General features: G+C 69.1%; 18 protein-coding genes. 11 read left to right on the plus strand and 7 right to left on the minus strand.

Going from position 1 to position 22,362, the window contains the following annotated elements:
* Nucleotides 1-3: 3 nt before the first annotated feature.
* Entirely contained in the window at nt 4-1,197 is a 1,194-nt protein-coding gene (gene pncB, locus LE190_RS05125) for a nicotinate phosphoribosyltransferase (protein WP_225237670.1), read from the plus strand.
* Here the strand turns inward: pncB and LE190_RS05130 are convergent, their stop codons facing one another.
* A complete protein-coding gene (locus tag LE190_RS05130; RefSeq protein WP_225237671.1) occupies nt 1,198-2,784 on the minus strand; it encodes a methyl-accepting chemotaxis protein in 1,587 nt (528 codons plus the stop codon).
* A 204-nt stretch (nt 2,785-2,988) separates the two neighbouring features.
* On the opposite strand from LE190_RS05130, the gene LE190_RS05135 reads away from it, so the two are divergent.
* Both LE190_RS05135 and LE190_RS05140 read left to right on the plus strand, forming a co-directional pair.
* A complete protein-coding gene (locus LE190_RS05135) occupies nt 2,989-3,738 on the plus strand; it encodes a GAF domain-containing protein (RefSeq protein WP_225237672.1) in 750 nt (249 codons plus the stop codon).
* Nucleotides 3,739-3,828: 90 nt separating this feature from the next.
* Nucleotides 3,829-4,242 (plus strand): DUF4019 domain-containing protein, encoded by a 414-nt coding sequence (locus tag LE190_RS05140; RefSeq protein ID WP_225237673.1) that lies wholly within the window; start codon nt 3,829-3,831, stop codon nt 4,240-4,242.
* Nucleotides 4,243-4,245: 3 nt separating this feature from the next.
* Here LE190_RS05140 and LE190_RS05145 read toward each other — a convergent pair whose 3' ends face one another.
* The 4 genes from LE190_RS05145 to LE190_RS05160 form a co-directional block, all read right to left on the minus strand.
* A complete protein-coding gene (locus LE190_RS05145) occupies nt 4,246-5,316 on the minus strand; it encodes an L-dopachrome tautomerase-related protein (RefSeq protein WP_225237674.1) in 1,071 nt (356 codons plus the stop codon).
* A complete protein-coding gene (locus LE190_RS05150) occupies nt 5,313-6,512 on the minus strand; it encodes a DNA topoisomerase IB (protein WP_225237675.1) in 1,200 nt (399 codons plus the stop codon). Before LE190_RS05150 ends, LE190_RS05145 begins: the two co-directional genes overlap by 4 nt.
* A 93-nt stretch (nt 6,513-6,605) precedes the next feature.
* A complete protein-coding gene (locus LE190_RS05155; RefSeq protein ID WP_225237676.1) occupies nt 6,606-8,255 on the minus strand; it encodes a Na+/H+ antiporter in 1,650 nt (549 codons plus the stop codon).
* Nucleotides 8,256-8,329: 74 nt separating this feature from the next.
* Nucleotides 8,330-10,564: a hybrid sensor histidine kinase/response regulator gene (locus LE190_RS05160; protein WP_225237677.1), complete on the minus strand. Its 2,235-nt coding sequence runs from the start codon at nt 10,562-10,564 to the stop codon at nt 8,330-8,332.
* Nucleotides 10,565-10,741: 177 nt separating this feature from the next.
* Here LE190_RS05160 and LE190_RS05165 point away from each other — a divergent pair, with 177 nt between their 5' ends.
* From LE190_RS05165 to LE190_RS05200, 8 genes are all read left to right on the plus strand, one after another.
* Nucleotides 10,742-13,138: a bifunctional salicylyl-CoA 5-hydroxylase/oxidoreductase gene (locus LE190_RS05165; protein ID WP_225237678.1), complete on the plus strand. Its 2,397-nt coding sequence runs from the start codon at nt 10,742-10,744 to the stop codon at nt 13,136-13,138.
* A 25-nt stretch (nt 13,139-13,163) separates the two neighbouring features.
* Entirely contained in the window at nt 13,164-14,018 is an 855-nt protein-coding gene (locus LE190_RS05170; RefSeq protein ID WP_225237679.1) for an enoyl-CoA hydratase family protein, read from the plus strand.
* A 2-nt stretch (nt 14,019-14,020) separates the two neighbouring features.
* Nucleotides 14,021-15,187 (plus strand): acyl-CoA dehydrogenase family protein, encoded by a 1,167-nt coding sequence (locus tag LE190_RS05175; protein ID WP_225237680.1) that lies wholly within the window; start codon nt 14,021-14,023, stop codon nt 15,185-15,187.
* A complete protein-coding gene (locus LE190_RS05180) occupies nt 15,187-15,579 on the plus strand; it encodes a RidA family protein (RefSeq protein ID WP_225237681.1) in 393 nt (130 codons plus the stop codon). The genes LE190_RS05175 and LE190_RS05180 overlap by 1 nt, the downstream gene beginning before the upstream one ends.
* 106 nt (nt 15,580-15,685) lie before the next feature.
* Nucleotides 15,686-16,423, plus strand: coding sequence for a hypothetical protein (locus tag LE190_RS05185; RefSeq protein WP_225237682.1), 738 nt, complete (start codon nt 15,686-15,688; stop codon nt 16,421-16,423).
* Between the two features lie 6 nt (nt 16,424-16,429).
* Nucleotides 16,430-16,876, plus strand: coding sequence for a GNAT family N-acetyltransferase (locus LE190_RS05190; RefSeq protein ID WP_225237683.1), 447 nt, complete (start codon nt 16,430-16,432; stop codon nt 16,874-16,876).
* Nucleotides 16,877-16,999: 123 nt separating this feature from the next.
* Nucleotides 17,000-18,973, plus strand: coding sequence for a metallophosphoesterase family protein (locus tag LE190_RS05195; protein WP_225238056.1), 1,974 nt, complete (start codon nt 17,000-17,002; stop codon nt 18,971-18,973).
* Between the two features lie 76 nt (nt 18,974-19,049).
* Complete coding sequence (locus tag LE190_RS05200; protein ID WP_225237684.1) at nt 19,050-19,373, plus strand: hypothetical protein; 324 nt, start codon at nt 19,050-19,052, stop codon at nt 19,371-19,373.
* Nucleotides 19,374-19,403: 30 nt separating this feature from the next.
* Here LE190_RS05200 and LE190_RS05205 read toward each other — a convergent pair whose 3' ends face one another.
* Together LE190_RS05205 and LE190_RS05210 are read right to left on the minus strand one after the other, a co-directional pair.
* Nucleotides 19,404-21,647 (minus strand): xanthine dehydrogenase family protein molybdopterin-binding subunit, encoded by a 2,244-nt coding sequence (locus LE190_RS05205; RefSeq protein WP_225237685.1) that lies wholly within the window; start codon nt 21,645-21,647, stop codon nt 19,404-19,406.
* Complete coding sequence (locus LE190_RS05210) at nt 21,644-22,150, minus strand: (2Fe-2S)-binding protein (RefSeq protein ID WP_225237686.1); 507 nt, start codon at nt 22,148-22,150, stop codon at nt 21,644-21,646. The genes LE190_RS05205 and LE190_RS05210 overlap by 4 nt, the downstream gene beginning before the upstream one ends.
* Nucleotides 22,151-22,362: the final 212 nt, after the last annotated feature.

The raw sequence follows: 22,362 nt of genomic DNA on the forward strand, positions 1-22,362 counted from the left end.
CCGATGAAACCCGTTGTCCGCAGCCTGCTCGAGACCGACCTGTACAAGTTCACCATGTGGCAGGCGCTGCTGCACAGCCACCCTGGCGCGAACGGGGAGTATGAATTCCGCTGCCGCAACGAGCCGGCCTATCCGCTGGCCGAGCTGAAGGAAGAGGTGGAGCGCGAGCTCGACCACCTGTGCTCGATGATGTTCACCGAGGATGAAGTCGCCTACCTGCGCGGCCTGCGCTTCATCAAGAGCGACTTTGCCGACTTCCTCACGCTGTTCCGCTTCCAGCGCAAGTTCATCCAGGTCGAGACCGACGGTGCGCACCTGCGCATCCGCGCCACCGGCCCTTTGGTGCACGTGATGGGCTTCGAGATCTTCGTCCTTTACATTGTCAACGAACTGTACTTCCGCCGCTTCGACCGCGAGGCGGCGCTGGCCGAGGCGCGGGTGCGGCTGCGCCAGAAGATCGACGAGCTGCGCGCCTTCGAACTGGAGCCGCCGCGCGCCACTCCCTTCGAGTTCTTCGACTTCGGCGTGCGCCGGCGCTTTTCCGGCGATTGGCAGGACGAAGTGGTGGCGACCCTGGCGCGCGAGCTGCCGCAGTTCTTCAAGGGCACCTCGAACGTCTACCTGGCGAAGAAATACAAGCTGGTGCCGATCGGGACCATGGCCCACGAATACCTACAGGCCTACCAGGCCTTCGGGGTGCGCCTGCGCGACTTCCAGACCGCCGCGCTGGAAGACTGGGTACAGGAATACCGGGGCGACCTGGGCACCGCGCTGACCGACGTAGTGGGCATGAACGGCTTCCTGCGCGACTTCGACCTGTATTTCGCCAAGCTGTTCGACGGCCTGCGCCACGATTCGGGCGATCCGGTGGAGTGGGGCGAGAAGGCGCTGGCGCACTATGCCCGCCTGCGCATCGACGCGCGCTCCAAGCGCATGGTGTTTTCGGACGCGCTGACCGTGCCCAAGGCGCTGGCCCTGTACCGCCACTTCGCCGACCGCACCACGTGCGGCTTCGGCATCGGCACCAAGCTCACCAACGACACGCCTTACCCGGCGCTGAACATCGTCATGAAGCTCACCCGCTGCAACGGGCAGCCGGTGGCCAAGTTGTCGGATACGCCCGGCAAGTCGATGTGTACCGACGAGACCTTCCTGGCCTACCTGCGCCAGGTTTTCGAGCACCCCGGCCCGGGCTGATCAGCGCGGCGCCAGCTGGTGCCGCGGGTCGCTTGCCGGCTCGTCCAGCTGGAAGGTGTTCACCACCGCCGCCAGCGCCTCCGCCTGCTGGCGCAGCGACTGCGCCGCCGCCGCCGCCTCTTCCACCAGCGCCGCGTTCTGGACCGTCATCTCGTCCAGGCGCGCGATGGCGCCGTCGACGCGCTCGATGTCGGCGCGCTGGACGCTGCTCGCGGTGCTGATCTGCGCCATGATGCCGCTGACGCGGTGCACGCTGTCGACCACCTGGCGGATCGTCGCGCCGGCTTCGCCCACCAGCACGGCGCCCATGCCGACCTTGGTCACCGAGTCTTCGATCAGCGCCTTGATCTCCTTGGCCGCGCCGGCGGAGCGCTGCGCCAGGTTGCGCACTTCGCTGGCCACGACCGCGAATCCGCGGCCCTGTTCGCCGGCGCGCGCAGCCTCGACCGCCGCGTTCAGCGCCAGGATGTTGGTCTGGAAAGCGATGCCGTCGATGACCGCGATGATGTCGACGATCTTCTTCGAGGAAGCGTCGATCAGCGCCATCGTGCTGACCACTTCCTCCACCGCGGCGCCGCCCTTGACCGACATGCCCGACGCGCTGCCGGCCAGCTCGCTGGCCTGCGCCGCGTAGTCGGCGTTCTGGCGCACCGATTCGATCAGGTGCCGCATGGCGCCCGCGACTTCGGCCAGCGCGGCGGCCTGGGCCTCGGTGCGCGTCGACAGGTCGAGGTTGCCCGAGGCGATCTGGACCGATGCCGAGGCGATCGCATCGGTTCCGCCGCGCACCTTGCCGACGATGGCGCTCAGGCCGTCGCGCATCGCGCTCATCGCGTACAGCAGGCTGGACGGACGGGCGCGGGTCGTGTCCACCAGCTGGTGCAGCTCGCCACCGGCGATCGCCTGCGCCACCCGGGTGGCATAGGCCGGCTCGCCGCCGAGCTGGGCCAGCAGGCTGCGCACCAGCACCAGCGCCACCAGCACGCACAACAGCACCGCCAGCGCGCTCAGGCCGGTGATCCAGTAGCGCGCGCCGGACGCCTCGTCCTTGGCCGTCCCGACCGCCGCCGTGGTGCGCGCCTGCAGTTGTTTCAGCAGCAGGTCGATATCGGCCACGATGCTCCGCCGTAGCGGGCTGCATTCCTCGACCAGGAAGCGCCCGAAACCGTCCAGGTCGCCGCTGGCCAGGAACGCGCGCGGCCGTTCCAGTTCGCGTGCCATCGCCAGCATGCCGGCCCGGACCTTGCCGTATTGCGCATTGTCTTGCAGGCTCGGGTCGAGGCGGGCGAGGGCGGCCAGGTACTCGGCCTTGCGTGCGTCGACGAGGTCGAGTTCGCGCCGCGCTGCCGCATCGTCCTTGAAGATATAGGCGTTACGGGCCGCGATACCGGTCTGGGCCAGTGCTTCGCGCGCGGCGTACAAGGGTTCCAGTTCGCTGTTCCTGACCGCGTCGGCGCTGTGCAGCGCGGCTTCGATGCTGTTTACGCGCGATACCGAAAATGCGGCGAGGATGAGGGTGAGCGACAGTATCAGGGCAAATGCGGTGGTTAGCCTGCTCGCAATGCCGGCCTGGTGAAGAAAGCGCATGGTAGCCTTCTGGGTAAATACAAAGAAATTGATAAAGAACCAAGGTGAAATGAGGAATTCGGTCCAGATTATGCACCAAAGGTTTCTAAAAAGCAATTAAATATGATGTATTTGTGTGTAAGCGAAACCAATCTCTAGAATGCGTGTTTTAAATGATGAATTTCGTCATTTCGAGTATACTCCACCGGATAACCAGGACAGCGAATGCAGAGCAAGTTCACCGAAGAGGATCCGATCCTCACTACCAGCGCCGCGGCCCGCATGTTGGGTGTCGCCACCAGTACCGTCCAGCTGTGGATGGAAAGTGGCGCCATCCCCTCATGGAAGACGCCGGGTGGCCACCGTCGCACCCGCCAGAGCACGATCCAGGCGATGCTGGACCGTGCAGGTCCGCTGTCGGGCTCCCTGTCCGGCGAAACCCTCGTGCAGGCGCCGACCGACCCCGAATTCCTGCTGCAGGGAGACGAGACTTACCCGGCCGCAGCCGATGAAGCGCGCCGCCTGGCCGCGCTGGCGGCGTCCGGCCTGGTCGATAGTCCGCAAGAGGAGCGCTTCAACCGCATCGTGCGGCTGGCGGCCACCGTGACCGGTTCGCCGATCGCGCTGGTATCGCTGCTTACCGCGCGTCGCCAGTGGTTCAAGGCGCGCATCGGCCTGGGTCCGCAGGAAACTCCGCGCGAATGGGCCTTCTGTTCGCACGCCATCCTGCAGGATGCGCCCTTCATGGTCGAAGACGCCGCCACCGACGAACGTTTCCGCGATAACCCGCTGGTGCTGGCCGAGCCGCATATCCGCTTCTATGCGGGGGTACCGCTGCGCGACCGCAGCGGGCTGCCGATGGGTACATTGTGCGTGATCGACCGCGAGCCGCGCCGCCTGCGCTCGGCCGAGCTGCAGGGGCTATGCGATCTCGCGGACATCGCCTCGTCCGAGTTCCAGTCCAAGCGCGCGTAAGGGTCGGCCTGCAGCTGCAACAAAGCGCGACATTCGGGCGGGAGTTTTCGATTATGCTGTCTGGCGTTCGTCAACCACCAAGGAAGCCCCATGAAATTTGCCGCCGTTTTGCTGTCCGTCGCCGCCTTGATCCAGCCTGCCAGCGCCCAGGAGCCCGCCGGCGCCGCCCAGGCCGCAAGCGCCGTGGCCGCTACGTGGCTGGCCATGGCTGACGAGGGCAAGTATGCCGACAGCTGGACCCAGGGCGCGAGCAAGTTCCGCGCCGCCGTCAGTCAGGAACAGTGGATCGATGCCCTGCGCAGCGTGCGCACGCCGCTGGGCGCCGTCAAGTCGCGCAGGCTCGCTTCCAGCCAGTACACCCGTTCGATCCCGGGCGCGCCCGACGGCCACTATGTGGTGCTGCAGTACCAGACCGAGTTCGACGCGCGCAGCGGCATCGAGACCGTGATCCCGATGCGCGAGGCGGATGGCAGCTGGAAGGTGTCGGGCTACTTCATCAAGTAAGGGCTAGAAACTGCCGCCCACCAGCTTCCACAGCTGGGTCGGCAGCGCGGGCGGCGCGTCCGGCTTGAAGAAGGCCGAGTCCTGGATGTGCGAGGTGGTGAGGTAGACCGTGCCGTCCGGGCCCTGGGTGAAGGTGTCGGGCCAGCGCAGGCGCGCGTCCTGCACCAGGATGCGCGGTGCGCCCGACGGCCCGGCATCGAGGTCGCGCACCTTCACCGCGTCGTCTTCCACGGCGCTGAGCAGCATCTTGTTGCTGCCGCGCGGGATCAGGAGGCCGTCGGACACGCCATTGCGGCCATATTCTTCGACCTCGTCCCCGACATCCTCGCCGCGCAGGCCCTTGCCGGTCAGGACGCTGGTAGCGATGCGGTACAGGGTATCGCCCTTGATCGCCTGCCAGTACAGCCACTGGCCGTCGTCCGACAGGGCGATGCCGTCGGCCGAGAATTCCACGCCGCGTCCGTCCGGGCGGCGCAGCTCCCTGCCGTCGGCGGTGACCACCAGGCCCTTCTTCATCTGGGTCGATGGGTGGCCTTCCAGCAGGCGCACGGTCTTGCCGGCGGCCAGGTCGATCACCAGCAGGGCGCCGACGACGCCGGAATCGGTGATGAAGGCGTACTTGCCGTCCTTCGAGAAGCGCACGTCGTTCAGATAGGAGCCTTGCGGGGCGGCGTCCTCGTCGAACACGATGCTGCGGGTGACGCGGTCGTCCGCCAGCGCGACCTGTACCAGCTTGGCGCCACCCGAGACCAGGTGGGCCTGGGCCGGGGCGGCCGGGTCCAGCACCCACAGGCTGCCGCGGCCGTCGGCCACGATGCTCTGCACGCAGACCCAGTGCCGCTCCGGCTCCAGTTCGTCCTTGCGCGCGTTGCGCCAGGCGTTCCAGCCAGCGTCGGGGTAGGGGCGCAGGCTGCCGTCCTGGCGCAGTTCGGCCACCGATACGGCGCTGTCCTCGGTCCAGCGCGGGAAATTCACGAAGACTCGGCCGTCCTCGGAGACCGACACGCCGGTCACCTGGTGGTCGAAGGCGGCCACCTGTTCGATGGTCCATTCGCTTGTAGCCTGCTTGTTCATGCGCTTCCTCTCATTGTCTGTGCGGCCGCGCGGCGCGGGCCGCGCTTGCGCGCCGCCTCCCGCCGCTCCCTTTCCTTTTTCTTCGCCCGCTCCTGCTCCTGCTCCTGCTCCTGCTCATGGCGCAGGCGCTGCTGCAGCATGGCCAGCACCGCCGCTTCTTCCGGCTGCAGGGCATGCAGGTCGTCCAGCAGTTCCTGCTCGGTGCGTTCACGCAGGCTTTCCAGTACCGTGCCTTCCAGGTAGGCGTCCAGCACCACCGGATGCACGTAGCACTTGCGGCACACCGAGGGCGTATTGCCGAGTTTCTCGGCCACCGACTCGATCGCGCGCACGATGTTCTTCTTGGCCTGGGCCTCGGAATCGAATTTCTCGAATTCCTGCAGGGCCAGCGCGGCCAGCACCGTGCCCGACCAGGTGCGGAAATCCTTGGCGGTATAGTCTTCGCCGGTGATGGTGCGCAGGTAGTCGTTGACGTCGCTCGAATCGATGCTGTGGGTTTCGCCCTCGTCGTCCACGTACTGGAACAGTTCCTGTCCTGGCAGGTCGCGCGAGCGGCGGATGATGCGCGCCACGCGCCGGTCATGCACCTGCACCTTGTGGTACACGCCGCTCTTGCCGCGAAAGCGGAACTCGACCTCGCTGCCGTCCACCTTGACATGGCGGTTGCGCAGCGTGGTCAGGCCAAAGGACTTGTTGGTGCGCGCGTATTCCTCGTTCCCGACCCGCATCATGGTCGCTTCCAGCAGGTAGACGATGGTGGCCAGCATCTTCTCGCGCGGCATGCCGGGCAGGGACAGGGCGCGGTCGACCTCCGTGCGGATCGTGGGCAGGGCCTGGCCGAAGTTCAGCATGCGCTCGTACTTCACTTCGTCGCGCACGGCGCGCCATTTCGGGTGGTAGCGGTATTGCTTGCGGCCGCGCGCGTCGCGGCCGGTGGCCTGCAGGTGGCCGTTGGCCTGGGAACAGATCCAGACGTCGGTCCAGGCGGGCGGGATCACGAGCGACTTGATGCGCCTAACCGTTGCCTCGTCGGTCACCGGGTCGCCGCCGGCGTCGAGGTAGCGAAACCCGTCTCCCTGCCGTTCGCGCCGGATGCCGGGACGGTCGTCATGGACGTAGCGCAGGCCCGCGGCCCTGGCGGCGGCAGGCGGGTCGCTGAGCGGCGTGGCGGCGCCGGCGTGTTCTTCGCTGGGCATGGTATGGCTTTTTCGCTGTGGGGTCGCCCGATCCTACCCCGCCGCGGCGGCCGCCACCGTTAGGAAGATAACTTAGTCTGGCCCGAGGAAGGCCTAGTGCCCGCCCCTGGAGCGGTAGCGCGCCTCGACCAGGTCGATTTCCTGCACCAGGCGGCGCGCCGTTTCGTCCGACAGCTGGTTGTTGCGCGCCATCTGCAGCAGCACCTGGCGCTCGGCGTCGAGGGCCGCCAGGCGATAGTGGCGTTCGGCTTCCTCGGCCACCCGCGCGCGCGCCGGATGCAGGCCGTCGCTGCTGCCACCGCCAAGGCGGTGCTGGTACAGGCCGCGCACCTGTTCCGCCGCGCTGGCATGGATCTCGGCATCCTGTTCGTCGAGCGGCTGGGGCGGGCCGGCGCGGTCGATCGCACCCAGCGCCGCCAGCGTCGCCGCCTGGCGCGCCCGCTCTTCCTCGGCCTCGGCCGCGGTTTCCGGGGGCAGCTCGAGCCCGCGCAGCAGGCGCGGCAGGGCGACGCTGGCCACCACCAGCGACACCACGATCACGGCGCTGGCCAGGAATACGGCGAGGTCGCGTCCCGGGAAGGGTTCGCCGCCGGGCATGGCCAGCGGCAGGGTCAGGATGCCGGCCAGGGTGATCGCGCCGCGCACTCCCGCCAGCGAGGTGGCGAAGATCAGGCGCTTGCGCGGCATGATGCCCTCGCGGCCGTTGCGCAGCGCCAGCATGCGCGAGGCCCGCAGCGACACCCACACCCAGGCCAGGCGCAGCAGGATCAGGCTCAGGCTGATCAGGAGCGCGTTACCGGCCAGCCACCAGATGTCGCGCGGCGCCGGCAGGTCCGGGCCGTGCAGGGCGGCGCGCACGATGTCCGGCAACTGTTCGCCCAGCAGCACGAACATCACGCCGTTGAGCGCGAACTGCACGGTGTCCCACACCACGTTGCGTCGGATCCGGGTAGTGGCCAGCGCGCGGCCGCTCAGCTCCACATAGCTCATCGTGACACCGGCCGCCACCGCGGCCAGGATGCCCGACGCGCCGATGTGCTCGGCCACGATGTAGGCGCCGAAAGGCAGCAGCAGGTTGAGCAGGATCGAGGCACCGGCTTCCTCGCCGAAGTGCTTGGCCAGCAGCCGCTGCGCGATGCCCATGGCCAGGGTGAGCAGCACGCCGCTGGCGATGCCGGCCAGCGCCACCCACACGAAGGTCAGGGCCGCGCTGGACAGCGAGAAGGTGCCCGTGAGGGCGGCCGCCACCGCGAAGCGGAAGCACACCAGGCCGCTGGCATCGTTGAGCAGGGATTCGCCTTCCAGGATGTGCATCAGGCGCGGCGGGATCGGCACCCGCGCTGCGATCGAGCCCACCGCCACCGGGTCGGTCGGGGCCAGGATCGCGGCCAGCGCGAACGAGACCGCCAGCGGCAGTTCGGGGATCAGCCAGTGGATCAGGAAGCCGGCCCCCAGCACGGTAAACAGCACCAGGCCCAGCGCCAGTTCCAGGATCACGCCCTTGTCGCGGAACAGGCCGACCTTGGGGATGCGCCAGCCGTCGAGGAACAGCAGCGGCGGCAGGAACAGGATGAAGAAGGTATGCGGCTCCAGGCGCACCGGGTGCCAGCCCAGGCCGGCGATCGCGGCGCCCAGGGCGATCTGTACCAGCGGCAGGGGAAGGGCAATCGGCAACAGCCGCACCAGGTAGCCGCTTGCCACTACCGCCAGCAGCATGGCCAGCACGACCCCGACTTCACCCATCTGCGCGCTCCTGTAGGGAAAACCAGATGATAAGGCATCGGCCCGGCCGGCGTCGCCGCCGGGCCGCGCCGATCCTAGGGCTGGAGGGCGAGCACTTCGCCCAGCTGCACGGTATTGACGGGCTTGACCATGTAGTGGTCGAAGCCCGCGGCGCGCGCGGCGTCGCGGTCCTGCTGGCGGCCGTAGCCGGTGGCGGCGATCAGGGTCGCGGCGCTGGTCTGGGGCAGCTGGCGCAGGCGGCGCGCCAGCTCGTTGCCGTCCATGTCGGGCAGGCCGATGTCGAGCAGGCAGACCTGGGGCGCGAACTGGGCGGCGATGGCAAGGGCGTCGTGCGCGTTGTAGGCGATCTCGACCCGGTGGCCGTTCGCGGCCAGGAACAGGTTCAGGGTATGGGCGGCGTCCAGGTTGTCGTCCACCACCAATACCCGCAGCGGCGCCTGCGCGCTGGCGGCGTGCCGCACTGCCTCCGCGATCGGCGATTCGGCTTCCGCGCTGTAGCGCGGCAGGTACACGGTGAAGGTGCTACCCTTCCCGAGACCCGCGCTGGCCGCTTTCACGCTGCCGCCGTGCAGTTCGACCAGGCTGCGCGCCAGCGCCAGGCCCAGGCCCAGGCCGCCCTGCGAGCGGTCCGAGGTGCGCTCGGCCTGGGTGAACAGATCGAACACGCGCCCGACCAGGGCCGTATCCATGCCGATGCCGTCGTCCTGCACCGTCAGCACGTGGTTGTCGCCTTCCTGGACCAGGTGCAGCCGGATATGGCCGCCTTCCGGAGTGTACTTGGTGGCGTTGCCGAGCAGGTTGGCGACCACCTGCACCAGGCGCTTGTGGTCGCCCTTGACCGGCGCCGGATGCGGCGGCAGGTCGAGCACCACCTGGTGGCGGCGCGCCGTGATCAGGGGCCGGATCTGCTCGGCGGCGTCGTCGACCACCTTGCGCAGGTCGAGCGCCGCGGTGGACAGCGAGACCAGGCCGCGCGTCACGCGCGACACGTCGAGCAGGTCGTCCACCAGGCTGGTCATGTGCTCGACCTGGCGCGCGATGATGGCGCAGGTCTGGGTGATCTGGGCATTATCCGAGTGCAGCAGCTTGAGCAGGTGGGCGCCGGTGCTGATCGGCGCCAGCGGGTTGCGCAGCTCGTGGGCCAGCATCGCCAGGAACTCGTCCTTCCTCTGGTCCGCGGCGCGCAGCTCGCGCTCGGCCTGGCTGCGCGCGGCTTCCTTGGCCTGCAGCGCGGTCGCCATCTCGTCGAGGGCCGCGGCCAGCCGGCCAATCTCCTCGTTGCCGTAGCTGATGCCGCTGCGCGCCTCCAGTTCGCCGGCGGCGATGCGGCGCGCCGTATCCATCAGCTTGCGCACCCGCTTCACGATCAGGATGTCGCCGGCCAGCCAGGCCCCGGACAGCGCCAGCAGGGTGATCACGGCCAGGCCGAGCAGGGACGTCATCTGCGCCTCGCGCGCGGCCGCGGTGATGTTCTCGACCGGCATTCCGATCGTCACCGTGTATTCCGACAGGGCCGGCCCACCCACCCGGGCGAAAGCGTGCAGGCGCTCGACCCCGTCCTCGCCCACCAGTAGCACAGGGCGCAGCGAAGGCTCGCGCATCGCCGCCAGCAGGGCCGGGCTGATCTTCTTGCCGAACCAGCGCTCGGGGTCGGGACGGCGCGTGATCAGGCGGCCATCGGCATCGGCCGTCTCCAGGATCGAACCGGGAGGCAGGTTGATGTCGTTGACGAAGGTGTCCAGCCCGGCCAGGTCCATTGCCGAGAACACCACTGCCACCACCTTGCCGCCGCGGTCGGTCACCGGATAGGTGAGGTTGATCGTGTGCCTGCGGATCACGCGCCCGAACACATAGTCGCTGGCGATGAAGCGGCGCTCGGCGATGGCGCGCCGGAAGTGGCGCCGGTCGCCCAGGTTCACCGGGTGCAGCATCGGCACCGCGCTGCACGTGACCTCGCCGTCCAGCCGGATCAGGCCGAAGTTGACATAGCCCTCGTTGCGGTCGAGGACATCGGCCAGCAGGGCATTGCAGCGCCCCGGAGGTCCCATCAGGTCGGGCACGCTGACCAGGTCCACCAGGATCTGGCGCGCCCGCTCCAGCGACTGCGCCTCGTTGGCGGCGGCCATGCCGGTCAGGCGCTGCAGGTTCTCCTCGGAAGCGCGGATCGCGGCCTGGCGCTCGCGCACGCCGCCCAGTACCGTCATGATGGCGATGGGAGTGATGGCCAGCGCGACCAGCAGCATCAGGCGGCTTCGCAGGCTGCGCAGGCTGTTCAGGCGCAGGCGCTGGAGGAAAGTAGTGATCGGCATCGGGCGGCTCGGCGTCCAGGAGGGCAGCGGGTTGTGCTTACGTTTCCTTATTGTACTAAACCGGGCTGTCCGCCGTCTCTCCCGCGTACCGACTGCGCCATATATGCCACAGCTCAATTGCTTGACACCTAAACTAATCGCGCATGTAAGATAGAGGATCACCTCGAGGGAGCAGGAATGAATATCGTGTGCGTGGGCGGCGGCCCGGCCGGCCTGTATTTCGGGCTCTTGATGAAGAAGCGCCATCCGGACTACGCCGTCACGGTCGTCGAGCGCAACCGTGCCAGCGACACCTTCGGCTGGGGCGTGGTGTTTTCCGACCAGACCCTGGGCCACCTTGCCGGCGCCGACGAGGAGAGCGCGCGCGCCATCCTGCAGTCCTTCAACCACTGGGACGCGATCGACGTGCATTTCAAGGGCCGCACGGTCAGTTCCGGTGGCCATGGCTTCTGCGGCATCGGCCGCAAGCGCCTGCTGAACATCCTGCAGGAGCGCGGCGCCGCCCTCGGCGTGCGCCTGGCGTTCGAGCACGAGGTGCGCGACGACGCGGCACTGGCGCGCCAATACGGCGCCGACCTGGTGGTCGCCTGCGACGGCGTCAACAGCGCCGTGCGCCAGCGCCATGCCGACGTGTTCCAGCCCGAGCTCGAGCAGCGCCATTGCCGCTTCGTCTGGCTCGGCACGCGCAGGAAGTTCGATGCGTTCACCTTCGCCTTCGAAGAGACCGAACACGGTTGGTTCCAGGCCCACGCCTACCAGTATGACGGCGATACCTCGACCTTCATCGTCGAGACGCCCGAGGAAACCTGGCGCGCCGCCGGCCTCGAAACGATGAGCCAGGAACAGGCGCTGGCCTTTTGCGAGCGCCTGTTCGCACGCTACCTGGACGGCCAGCCATTGATGGCCAACGCGTCCCACCTGCGCGGCTCGGCGATGTGGATCCGCTTCCCGCGCATCGCCTGCCGCCACTGGGTGCATCGCCTGCGCCTGGAGCAGGCGGGCGCGGTGCGCGAGGTGCCGGTGGTGCTGATGGGCGACGCCGCCCATACCGCCCACTTCTCGATCGGTTCAGGCACCAAGCTGGCGCTGGAGGATGCGATCGAACTGGCGCGCTGCCTGGACGATCCGGCGCTGCCGATGGACGCCGCGCTGGCGCGCTACGAGGAACTGCGCCGGGTCGAGGTGCTCAAGCTGCAGAGCGCCGCCCGCAACTCGATGGAATGGTTCGAGAACGTCCGCCGCTACACGGCGCTCGAGGCCGAGCAGTTCGCCTATTCGCTGCTCACGCGCAGCCAGCGCCTGTCGCACGAGAACCTGCGCCTGCGCGATCCGGACTATGTCGCCGGCTTCGAGCGCTGGTTCGCCGCGCGCGCCGCCGCCCAGGCCGGCCTGCCCGCGCCCCAGGATGCCACGCCGCCCATGTTCACACCATATAAAGTACGCGGCGTGCTGCTGAAGAACCGCGTGATCGTCTCGCCGATGGCGCAGTATTCGGCGGTGGAGGGCACCGTGGGCGACTTCCACCTGGCCCACCTGGGCGCGCGCGCGCTGGGCGGCGCGGCGCTGGTGATGGCCGAGATGACCTGCGTCTCGAGCGACGCACGCATCACGCCCGGCTGTCCCGGCCTGTACACGCCGGCGCACACGGCGGCCTGGCGCCGCATCGTCGACTTCGTGCACGCCAATAGCGACGCGAAGATCGGCGTGCAGCTGGGCCATGCCGGCGCCAAGGGATCGACCCGGCCAATGTGGGACGGCATCGACCTGCCGCTCGAGGAGGGCAACTGGCCGCTGGTGTCGGCTTCCGAACAGCAGTACCTGCAAGGGGTGTCGCAGCTGGCACGCGCGGCCACGCCGGACGACCTGGAACGCATCAGGGATGATTTCGTGCGCGCCACCCTGGCCGCGCGCGACGCCGGTTTCGACTGGCTGGAACTGCACTGCGCGCACGGCTACCTGCTGTCGAGCTTCATCTCGCCGCTGACCAACCGGCGCCAGGACGCCTATGGCGGCAGCCTGGAAAACCGCTGCCGCTACCCGCTGGAAGTGTTCGCGGCGATCCGCGCCGCCTGGCCGCAGGCGCTGCCGATCAGCGTGCGCCTGTCGGCCCACGACTGGGTCGAGGGCGGCATCACGCCCGACGACGCGGTGGCAATCGCGCGCCTGTTCAAGGCCGCCGGGGCCGACATGATCGACTGTTCCTCGGGCCAGGTCAGCAAGCAGGAAAAACCGGTGTACGGACGGATGTTCCAGACCCCCTTCGCCGACCGCATCCGCAACGAGGCCGGCATCCCGACCATCGCCGTCGGCGCGATCTACGAGGCCGACCACGTCAACGGTATCGTGTCGGCCGGGCGCGCCGACCTGTGCGCCGTCGCCCGTCCGCACCTGGCCAATCCGGCGTGGACGCTGAACGAAGCGGCGCGCATCGGCTACACAGGGGCCGCCTGGCCGCGCCAGTACCGCGCCGGCAAGCTTCAGCTCGAGCGCAACCTCGAGCGCGAGCGCCAGCTGCAGGCCGCCAGCAGCGGCTTGAGTCCGCAGCAACTGGCCGCACGCCTGCTGGAAGGCTGATCTTCATTTTTTCAGGAGCCAACGCATGCATTACCTACCGGGCCAGGCGCACGGGCTGCCGGGCAACCGCGCCAGCCTGGCCGACTACCAGGCCACCCACTTCCAGTTCGCCGTACGCGAGCGGGTGGCGACCATTCTTCTCGACCGGCCGGAGCGCAAGAACCCGCTCACCTTCGATTCCTACGCCGAGCTGCGCGCGCTGTTCCGGGCCCTGGCCTATGCCGACGACGTCAAGGCGGTGGTGCTCACCGGCGCCGGCGGGAACTTCTGTTCGGGCGGCGACGTGCACGAGATCATCGGGCCGCTGACCCGGCTCGACATGCCCGGCCTGCTGGCCTTCACGCGCATGACGGGCGAGCTGGTGAAGGCCATGCGCGCCTGTCCGCAGCCGATCGTGGCGAGCATCGACGGCGTCTGCGCCGGCGCCGGTGCGATCCTGGCGCTGGCGTCCGACATCCGCTACGGCACCGCGCGCAGCAAGACCGCCTTCCTGTTTACCCGGGTCGGCCTGGCCGGCTGCGACATGGGCGCCTGCGCGCTGCTGCCGCGCGTGATCGGCCAGGGCCGTGCGGCCGAGCTGCTCTACACGGGGCGCGCGCTGAAAGGCGAGGAAGCCGAACGCTGGGGCTTCTTCAACCGCCTGTGCGAGCCGGATACGGTGCTGGACGAGGCCCAGGCGTTTGCCGCCAGCCTGGCGAACGGCCCCACCTTCGCCCATGGCATGACCAAGAAGATGCTGCAGCAGGAGTGGAACATGGGCGTGGACGAAGCGATCGAGGCCGAGGCCCAGGCCCAGGCGATCTGCATGGCCACCAATGATTTCCACCGTGCCTACCACGCCTTCGTGGGCAAGGACACACCGCGCTTCGAGGGAGACTGAACATGTCCGGAGACGATTTCCTCGACCTGCCTTTCTTCGAGCCACGCCACCGCGCGCTGGTGGGGGAACTGGATGCCTGGGCAAGGGACAACACAGGACACGCGCACGGCGGCGACGTCGATGCCGCCTGCCGCGCCCTGGTGCGCACGCTCGGCGCCGGCGGCTGGCTGAACCACGCGATCGGCGGCGCGGGCCGCACGATCGACACCCGCGCCATCTGCCTGATCCGCGAAACCCTGGCGCGCCACGCCGGGCTGGCCGATTTCGCCTTTGCCATGCAGGGCCTGGGCAGCGGCGCGATCTCGCTGTTCGGCAGCGCCCGGCAGCAGGACGCCTGGCTGCCGCGGGTGGCCAGCGGCGCGGCGATCGCCGCCTTCGCGCTGTCCGAGCCGCAGGCCGGGTCCGACGTGGCGGCCATGCAGTGCGCCGCGCGCCTCGACGGCGACAGCTATGTGCTCGACGGCGAGAAGACCTGGATCTCGAACGGCGGCATCGCCGACTTCTACGTCGTGTTCGCGCGCACCGGCGACGGTGGCGGAGAAGGCGGGCGCGGTTCGCGTGGCATCTCGGCCTTCATCGTCGAGGCGGACACGCCCGGCTTCGAGATCGCCGAGCGGATCGCCGTGATCGCGCCGCACCCGCTGGCGCGCCTGCGCTTCGACGGCTGCCGGGTGCCGTTCGCCAACCGGATCGGCGAGGAAGGGCAGGGCTTCAAGGTCGCGATGGCGACCCTGGACGTGTTCCGTACCTCGGTGGCGGCGGCCAGCCTCGGTTTCGCCCGGCGCGCGCTCGACGAAGCCTTGCGCCGGGCGCGCGCGCGCGCCATGTTCGGCAAGACCCTGGCCGACTTCCAGCTGACCCAGGCCAGGCTGGCCCAGATGGCAACCGGCATCGACGCGGGGGCGCTGCTGACCTACCGCGCGGCCTGGATGCGCGACGCCGGCAAGCGGGTGACGAAGGAAGCCGCCATGGCCAAGCTCACCGCCACCGAGACCGCCCAGCAGGTGATCGACGCGGCGCTGCAGATGTTTGGCGGCCAGGGCGTGGTCAGCGGCGAGACGGTCGAGACGCTGTACCGGGAAATCCGCGCGCTGCGCATCTATGAAGGCGCGAGCGAGGTGCAGCTCCTGATCATCGCGCGCGAACTGCTGGCCGGGGAGGGCCGCTGATGGACATCCTGCAACCGGCGCACTGGGTGCGCCCCAAGGGGTATGCGAACGGCGTGGCCGCGCGTGGCCGCCAGATCTACGTGAGCGGCATGATCGGCTGGGATGCGCAAGGGGTGTTCCAGACCGACGACTTCGCCGGCCAGGCGCGCCAGGCGCTGGAGAACGTGGTGGCGGTGCTGGCCGAGGCTGGCGCCGGCCCGCAGCACATCGTGCGCATGACCTGGTATGTGCTCGACCGCGCCGAATACCTGGGCGCCGGCGCCGCCCTGGGCGCGGCCTACCGCGACGTGATCGGGCGCCACTACCCGGCCATGAGCGCGGTGCAGGTGGCGGCGCTGATGGAGGAGCGGGCCCGGGTCGAGATCGAGGTGACGGCGGTGGTGCCCGACTGACCCGGCGGCCTGCCGGCAAAGCCATGCAGGGTGAATTGCAAGGTGGGCCGCGCGGCCGTATGCTCGCGGCTTGCCTGCCTTACCGTTCACCTGAAAGCTTGTTCACATGCGCCTGACGATTCCCGCCCGGCATGTCATGGCCTGGTCCGTGGCATGCGCCATTGCTAGCCCAGGGGCCTGGGCGACGCCTCCGGCCCAGGTCTTCATCGACCGTGGCGAACTGCATTACGTCGGCCCGCTGTCCGCGGAGGCGAACCGGCGCGCCTTTGCGCTGTACGAGGATGGGCAGGACAAGCCGCGCATCCTGTCGATCCGCAGCAGCGGCGGGCCGACCGGCCCCGGAATGGAACTGGGCCGCTGGGTGCGCGCACGGGGCCTGGACGTGAAGGTGATGGAATATTGCATGTCGTCCTGCGCCAACTATGTGTTCACCGCCGCCCCGCGCAGGGTGGTCAGCAATTTCGCGGTGGTCGCCTACCACGGTGGCTTGAGCAGCACGGGCTTTGCGCTCGACGACGGGCAGGAAGCGATGCTGCAAGCCTTGCCCGCCGAGCAGCGCGCGCCGGCCCGCGAGAGGCTGCTCGCGACCCTGCTCGACACGCTCAAGCCGCAAGCCGAAGCGGAGCGCCAGTTCTTTGCCGAGATCGGGGTGCAGCAGCGCATCACCACCTTCGGGCAGGAGAGTCGCAATGCACAGTACCAGCGTCCGGATTCGATCGGCTGGACCTATTCGGTGGACGACTTCGCCAGGCTCGGCGTCGGCCCGATCCGCGTGGTGAACCCACCCTGGCGCCCGGGCTTCGTCAACGCGAGCACCCCGGTCACCCTGCTCAAGCTGGACTAGCGCAGCATGCGGATTCGCGAGGCAGACAACGGGGACGCCGACAGCATCGCCGAACTGGTCGGGCAGCTGGGCTACGCCAACGAAGCCGGACAAGTACGGGAACAGTTGCGCGCCCTGCGCGTGCCGGCGTCGGGCGAGGCCTTCGTCGCCGAGGACGTGGGCAAGGTCCTCGGGCTGGCGGTGGTGCATACGATCAAGCCCTTGCATGTGCCGGCGCGCTGGGCGCTGCTCTCGGCGCTGGTCGTCGATGCCGGATGCCGCAGCGCCGGCGTCGGCGCGCGCCTGCTGGCCGCCGCCGAGCACTATGCGGTGACCCAGGGCTGCGCGCAACTCGAATTGTCCAGCAATAGCGCGCGCACCCGGGCCCATGGCTTCTATGAACGTCACGGCTATCGGGAAAAGCGCCGGCGTTTCGTCAAGCAGCTTGCATCGCGTGCCGGCGCCGCAGCCTGAGTCCGTGGCGCGCACGCGGGCCCGGGCCCGGGCCGCATGGCCGGTCTGCTACACTGCCTCGTTCATTCACCCAGCCTCGTCACCGCATTGATCCCGACTCCAGCCCCCGAGGGCCTGCCGCCCGTGCTTGCCGGTCCCTTGCTGCGCCGCCTCGAGCCGGGCCGGCTCGTGCTCTGGCTGGTCGGCAGCGCGCCGCTCGACCTGAGCCTGGTGCTGGCGCCGCAGGACGGCGCGGAACGCCGGCTCGCGCTCGACGCAAGCCACTGCCGCGTCGTGCGCATCGGGCGCCACGCCTGCGTGCACCTGATCGACGTCGCGCTGCCCGAGCCGCTGCCGCAGGACACCCTGGTCGGCTACGACCTGCTGGTCCGGCACGCCGACGGCAGCGAGGCCGGCATCGCGCAGTGGGCGCCGCACCTGCTGCATGCCGGCGCGGCGCGGCCGAACCTGGTGCTGCGCAGCCGCAGCGACAACATCCTGTTCGGTTCCTGCCGCAAGCCGCACCATCCCGCGCCCGACGGCATGGCGCGCGCCGACGCGCTGGTGGCCGAACACGCGCGCCACCCCGGACAGGCCGGCGAACGGCCGGCCTTCCTGATGCTGTGCGGCGACCAGGTCTATGCCGACGACGTGGCCGGCCCCATGCTGGCGGCGATCCACGCGCTGGTCCAGCGCCTGGGACTGTACGCCGAATGCCTGGAAGGCGCGGTGGTCGCGGACAGCGAGGCGCTGTACCGCCATCCGGCCAGCTACTACCGGCGCGAAGAGCTGCTGCCGGCGGTCCGGTCCAACAATCTGCTGCGCGAGCGCTTCTTCGGTGGCAGCGAAAAGCCGATTTTCACCACGGCGAATGCGCACAACCACCTGGTGACCCTGGCCGAAGTGATGGCCATGTACCTGCTGGCCTGGTCGCCGGTGCCCTGGCAGTTGGTGGAGGATGCGCCGATGCCGCCGCCCGCGCTGGCGCTCGCGCCGAAGCACGTGCAGCGCTGGCAGCGCGAAGCGCAGGCCCTGGCGGGCTTCCGGCGCGACCTGCCGCGCACGGCACGCCTGATGGCGCACGTGCAGACCCTGATGATCTTCGACGACCACGACATCACCGACGACTGGAACCTGGCGGCCAGCTGGGAAGCCACGGCCTACGGCCACCCGTTCTCGCGCCGCATCGTCGGCAACGCGCTGGTCGCCTACATGCTGTGCCAGGGCTGGGGCAACCGGCCCGAGGTGTTTGGTGCGGCGCTCGACGAGCTGGCGGCGCTGGCCGCCGGCGCCGATGCCGACAACCGGCTCGACCCCGGGGCGCAGGATGCGCTGATCACTCGCCTGCTGTCCTTCCGCCACTGGGACTTCGTGCTGCGAACGGCGCCCACGGTCATCGTGCTCGATACCCGCACGCGGCGCTGGCGCAACCGGCGCCGGCCCGACTACCCCTCGGGCCTGATGGACTGGGAAGCGCTGACCGCGCTGCAGCACGAACTGCTGGACGAAACGGCCGCCGTCATCGTCTCGGCGGCGCCGATGTTCGGGCTCAAGCTGATCGAGGTGGTGCAAAGGATCGCCACCTTCGCCGGCATGGCCCTGACCGTGGACGCCGAGAACTGGATGGCGCACCGGGGCGCGGCCAGCAGCATGCTCAACATCTTCCGCCATTCGCGCACCCCCGGTAACTACGTGGTGTTGTCGGGCGACGTGCACTATTCCTTCGCCTACGATGTGGAAGTGCGCGAAGCCGATGCACCCGGGCACGCGCCGCATGTCTGGCAGATCACCAGCAGCGGCATCAAGAACGAGTTCCCGCGTCGCCTGCTCGATTGGTTCGACCGCCTCAACCGCTGGCTGTACGCGCCGCGCTCGCCGCTGAACTGGTTCACCCAGCGCCGCGACCTCGCGCTCACGCCCTATTTGCCGGACCGGCGCCAGCATGGCGAGCGGGTCTGGAACGGCGCCGGCATCGGCCAGGTATGGCTCGATGCGCAGGGACGGCCGCTGCGCATCGTGCAGCACAATGCCGACGGTCGGCCCGCGACCCGCTTCCTGGCGCCGGAACAGGAAGCGTCGCCCGCCGCGGCCGCCGGGCAGCCCTTCACGAAACGCTGATGGCCGGCCGCCGCCCGGGCGCCGGGCCGTGCGCATTTCTGGTACGGTGCAGCCAACGGCAACCGATGGAGGCAGCATGAACAAGCAGATCGTACGCGTGATCGAGAAACTCGAGGATGCCGAGCGCGCGCGCCAGGCATTGCTGGACGCCGGTTTCGACCGGGACGGTATCGAGATCAGCCATACCGGCGACGAAGCCGGTCCCGCGGAAGCGAATTTCACGGTGGGCGACTCGCCCGCCGTCAAGGGCGGCACCGACTACAAGGATGTGTACACGCCGGGACTGGAGATTGGCAAGTGCGTGATCACGATCACGGCCGACGAGGCGCGGCTGGACAAGGCGGCGTCGATCCTCGACTACCACGGCGCCCAGGACAACGACCCCGCCCACCGCCACTGAGAGGGCGGCGGGGCGGGTGCGGCGGAGGTGCTAGCTCCAGCTCAGGTCGGTCTTGGCGAGCGGTAGCTGGCGCACCCGCTTGCCGGTCGCGGCGAAGATCGCATTGCAGACCGCTGGCGCGAGCGGCGGCAGGGCCGGTTCGCCCAGGCCCGTCACCGGATTGTCGGTCAGGATGAAGTGGGTCTCGATCTTCGTCGGCGTATCCGGCATGCGCAGCAGGCCGTAGTCGTGGAAGTTGCTCTGCACGATGCGGCCGTTCTGGATGTCCAGTTCGGGGAACATCATGGTCGACAGGCCGTCGATCACCGAGCCTTCGACCTGGTGTTCGGCGCCCGACAGGTTGACGATCTGCGACCCGACATCGGCCGCCACCACCACCCGGTCCACCTTCATCCGGCCGTCGCGCGACACCGTGACCTCGGCCACCTGCGCCACATAGCCACGGTGGCTGAAATGGAAGGCGATTCCCTGGCCCTGGCCGCGCGGGAAGGTCTTCTTGCCCCAGCCGGCCCGGCGCGCCACCTCGACCAGTACGTGGCGCGTGCGCTTGACGTCGTAGGGCAGGCCGGGCCGCGACAGGCCGCGTTCGCTGCTGGCCGGCACCAGGTCCTTGTTGCCCAGCAGTTCAAGGCGGAATTCCAGCGGATCGCGTCCGCCCGCATGCGCCAGCTCGTCGATGAAGCTGTGCAGCACCCAGGAGAACACGCAGCTGCCCGGCGCCCGCCATGGCCCCATCGGGACCCGGCATTCGAGCAGGGTCTGCTCGAACAGGCAGTTGTCGATCCAGCGCCCCGGGAACTCGTCGGCCGACAGGCTGCCGCCGCTGCCCGGCTGCAGCACGCTTTTCCCGTCGCGCTCGACGCGGTTGGCGAAGCTGACGAAGTGGTTGTGCCAGGCCAGCGCCTTGCCGCTGGCATCGACGCCGCCGCGCAGGAAGTGGAAGCCGCCCGGGCGGAAGTGGTCGTGCTGGAGGTCGTCCTCGCGGGTCCAGGTCAGCTTGACCGGTGCCGACAGCCTGCGCGCGATGGCCGTCGCCTCGACGATGAAGTCCGAGCTCAGGCGCCGGCCGAAGCCGCCGCCACTGCGGACGATGTGCAGCTGGACCTGTTCCTTCGGGATGCCGAAGGTGGACGCCACCAGGGCCTGGCCGGCGCCCGGATTCTGGGTCGGGGCCCAGAGTTCGAGCACGCCGTCCGCGCGCATCCAGGCGGTGCAGTTCTGCGGTTCCATGCTGGCGTGCGAGATGAAGGGGTAGCTGTAGGCCGCTTCCACCACCTTCGCCGCCTTGGCGAGCGCGGCCGGCACGTCGCCGTCCCGGCGCACGGTGGCGGCGCCCGGCCCCTTGGCGGCGGCCTGGGCCTGGGCGGTGAAGCCGCCCCAGCTGTGCGCCGCGCCTTCGCCTTCGTCCCACACCACCTGCAGGGCGCTGCGCGCGCGCAGCGCGGCCCAGGTCGAGGTGGCGACGATCGCCACGCCAGGGCGCAGCCCGTTCAGGTTACTTGTGCCTTCAACGATGAAGGCGTCGCGCACGCCTGGCATGGCTTTCACCGCGTCCAGATTGGCGCTCACCGGCTTGCCGCCGAACACCGGACACTTCGCATACACGGCGTACAGCATGCCCGGCAGGCGCACGTCGATGCCGAACAGCGGACGGCCGGCCACGATGGCGGCATTGTCGACGCCGCCGATGCGCTTGCCGAGCAGGCGGTAGGCCGACGGGTCCTTCAATACCACCGCCTGCGGGTCGGGCAACGGCAGGGTGGATGCCTTCTCCACCAGCGCGCCATAGCCCAGGCGCCGTCCACTCGGACCGTGGATGACGGCCCCTTCCGCGGCGCGGCACTCGGCCACCGGCACGCCCCAGGTCGCCGCCGCCGCTTGCACCAGGATGGTGCGTGCGGTCGCGCCCAGGCGGTGGAAGTTCTCGTAGTTGGTGGGGGTCGAGGTGGAACCGCCCGCGCCCTGCGGGCCGTAGCGGGCCGTGTCGAGGTCGCCCTGGACCACCTGCACGTCCTTCCATGCGACGTCGAGCTGTTCCGCGATGACCATCGGCAGCGAGGTCTTGATGCCCTGGCCGATCTCGGGCTGCTTCGACACCAGGGTCACGCGGCCGTCGCGGCCGATGCGGATGAAGGCGTTCGGGCTGAACGCCGGCGCGGCCGCGCGTTCGCCCGCCGCCAGCACGCCTTCGGCCGACATCCCGAGCAGGAGGGCGCCGCCGGCGGCGCTGCTGCGCAGGAAGCGGCGCCGGGAAGGAGAGCGGGGGGCGTTCATTGCTTGCCCTTTCCCGGCGCGGCAGGCTTGGCCGTCCTGCCCCTGGCGGCGATCTCGGCCGCGCGGTGGATGCCGGCGCGGATCCGGGTATAGGTGGCGCAGCGGCACAGGTTGCTCGCCATCGCCGCGTCGATCTGGGCGTCGGTCGGTGCCGGATGCTGCTTCAGGAGCTGGCAGGCGCTCATGATCTGGCCCGCCTGGCAGTAGCCGCACTGGGGCACGTCGAGCTCCTGCCAGGCCAGCTGCAGCGGATGGCTGGCCTGCGGGTCCAGGCCTTCGATGGTAGTGATCTTTTGCCGGCCCAGGCTGGAGACCGGGGTCAGGCAGGCGCGCGCCGGTACGCCGTCGAGGTGCACGGTACAGGCGCCGCACTGGCCCAGGCCGCAGCCGTACTTGGTGCCGACCAGGCCCAGGCTGTCGCGCAGGGCCCACAGCAGTGGCGTGTCGGGTTCGACCTCGACGGTCTGCGCCTTGCCGTTGATGTGCAGCGTGTATTGACTCATGAAGGGAACACCTCGTCGATGGCGGAAAGGGCCGGCGCGCGGCCGGAGCACCCGCCATGCTAATCGAATCGCGCGCGCTCAACAATATTTCGTATTTCTATACAGCACGAGACAATGTAAGTACGTAGACTATGTAATACTTTGTCGTCTTCCTGAACTGCGTCTTCACTTTCATGACCCAACCCGGTCCCCGCCTGCCATCGGCGAGTCTG

It is taken from the genome of Massilia hydrophila (assembly GCF_020208145.1).
GTDB lineage: Bacteria > Pseudomonadota > Gammaproteobacteria > Burkholderiales > Burkholderiaceae_D > Telluria > Telluria hydrophila.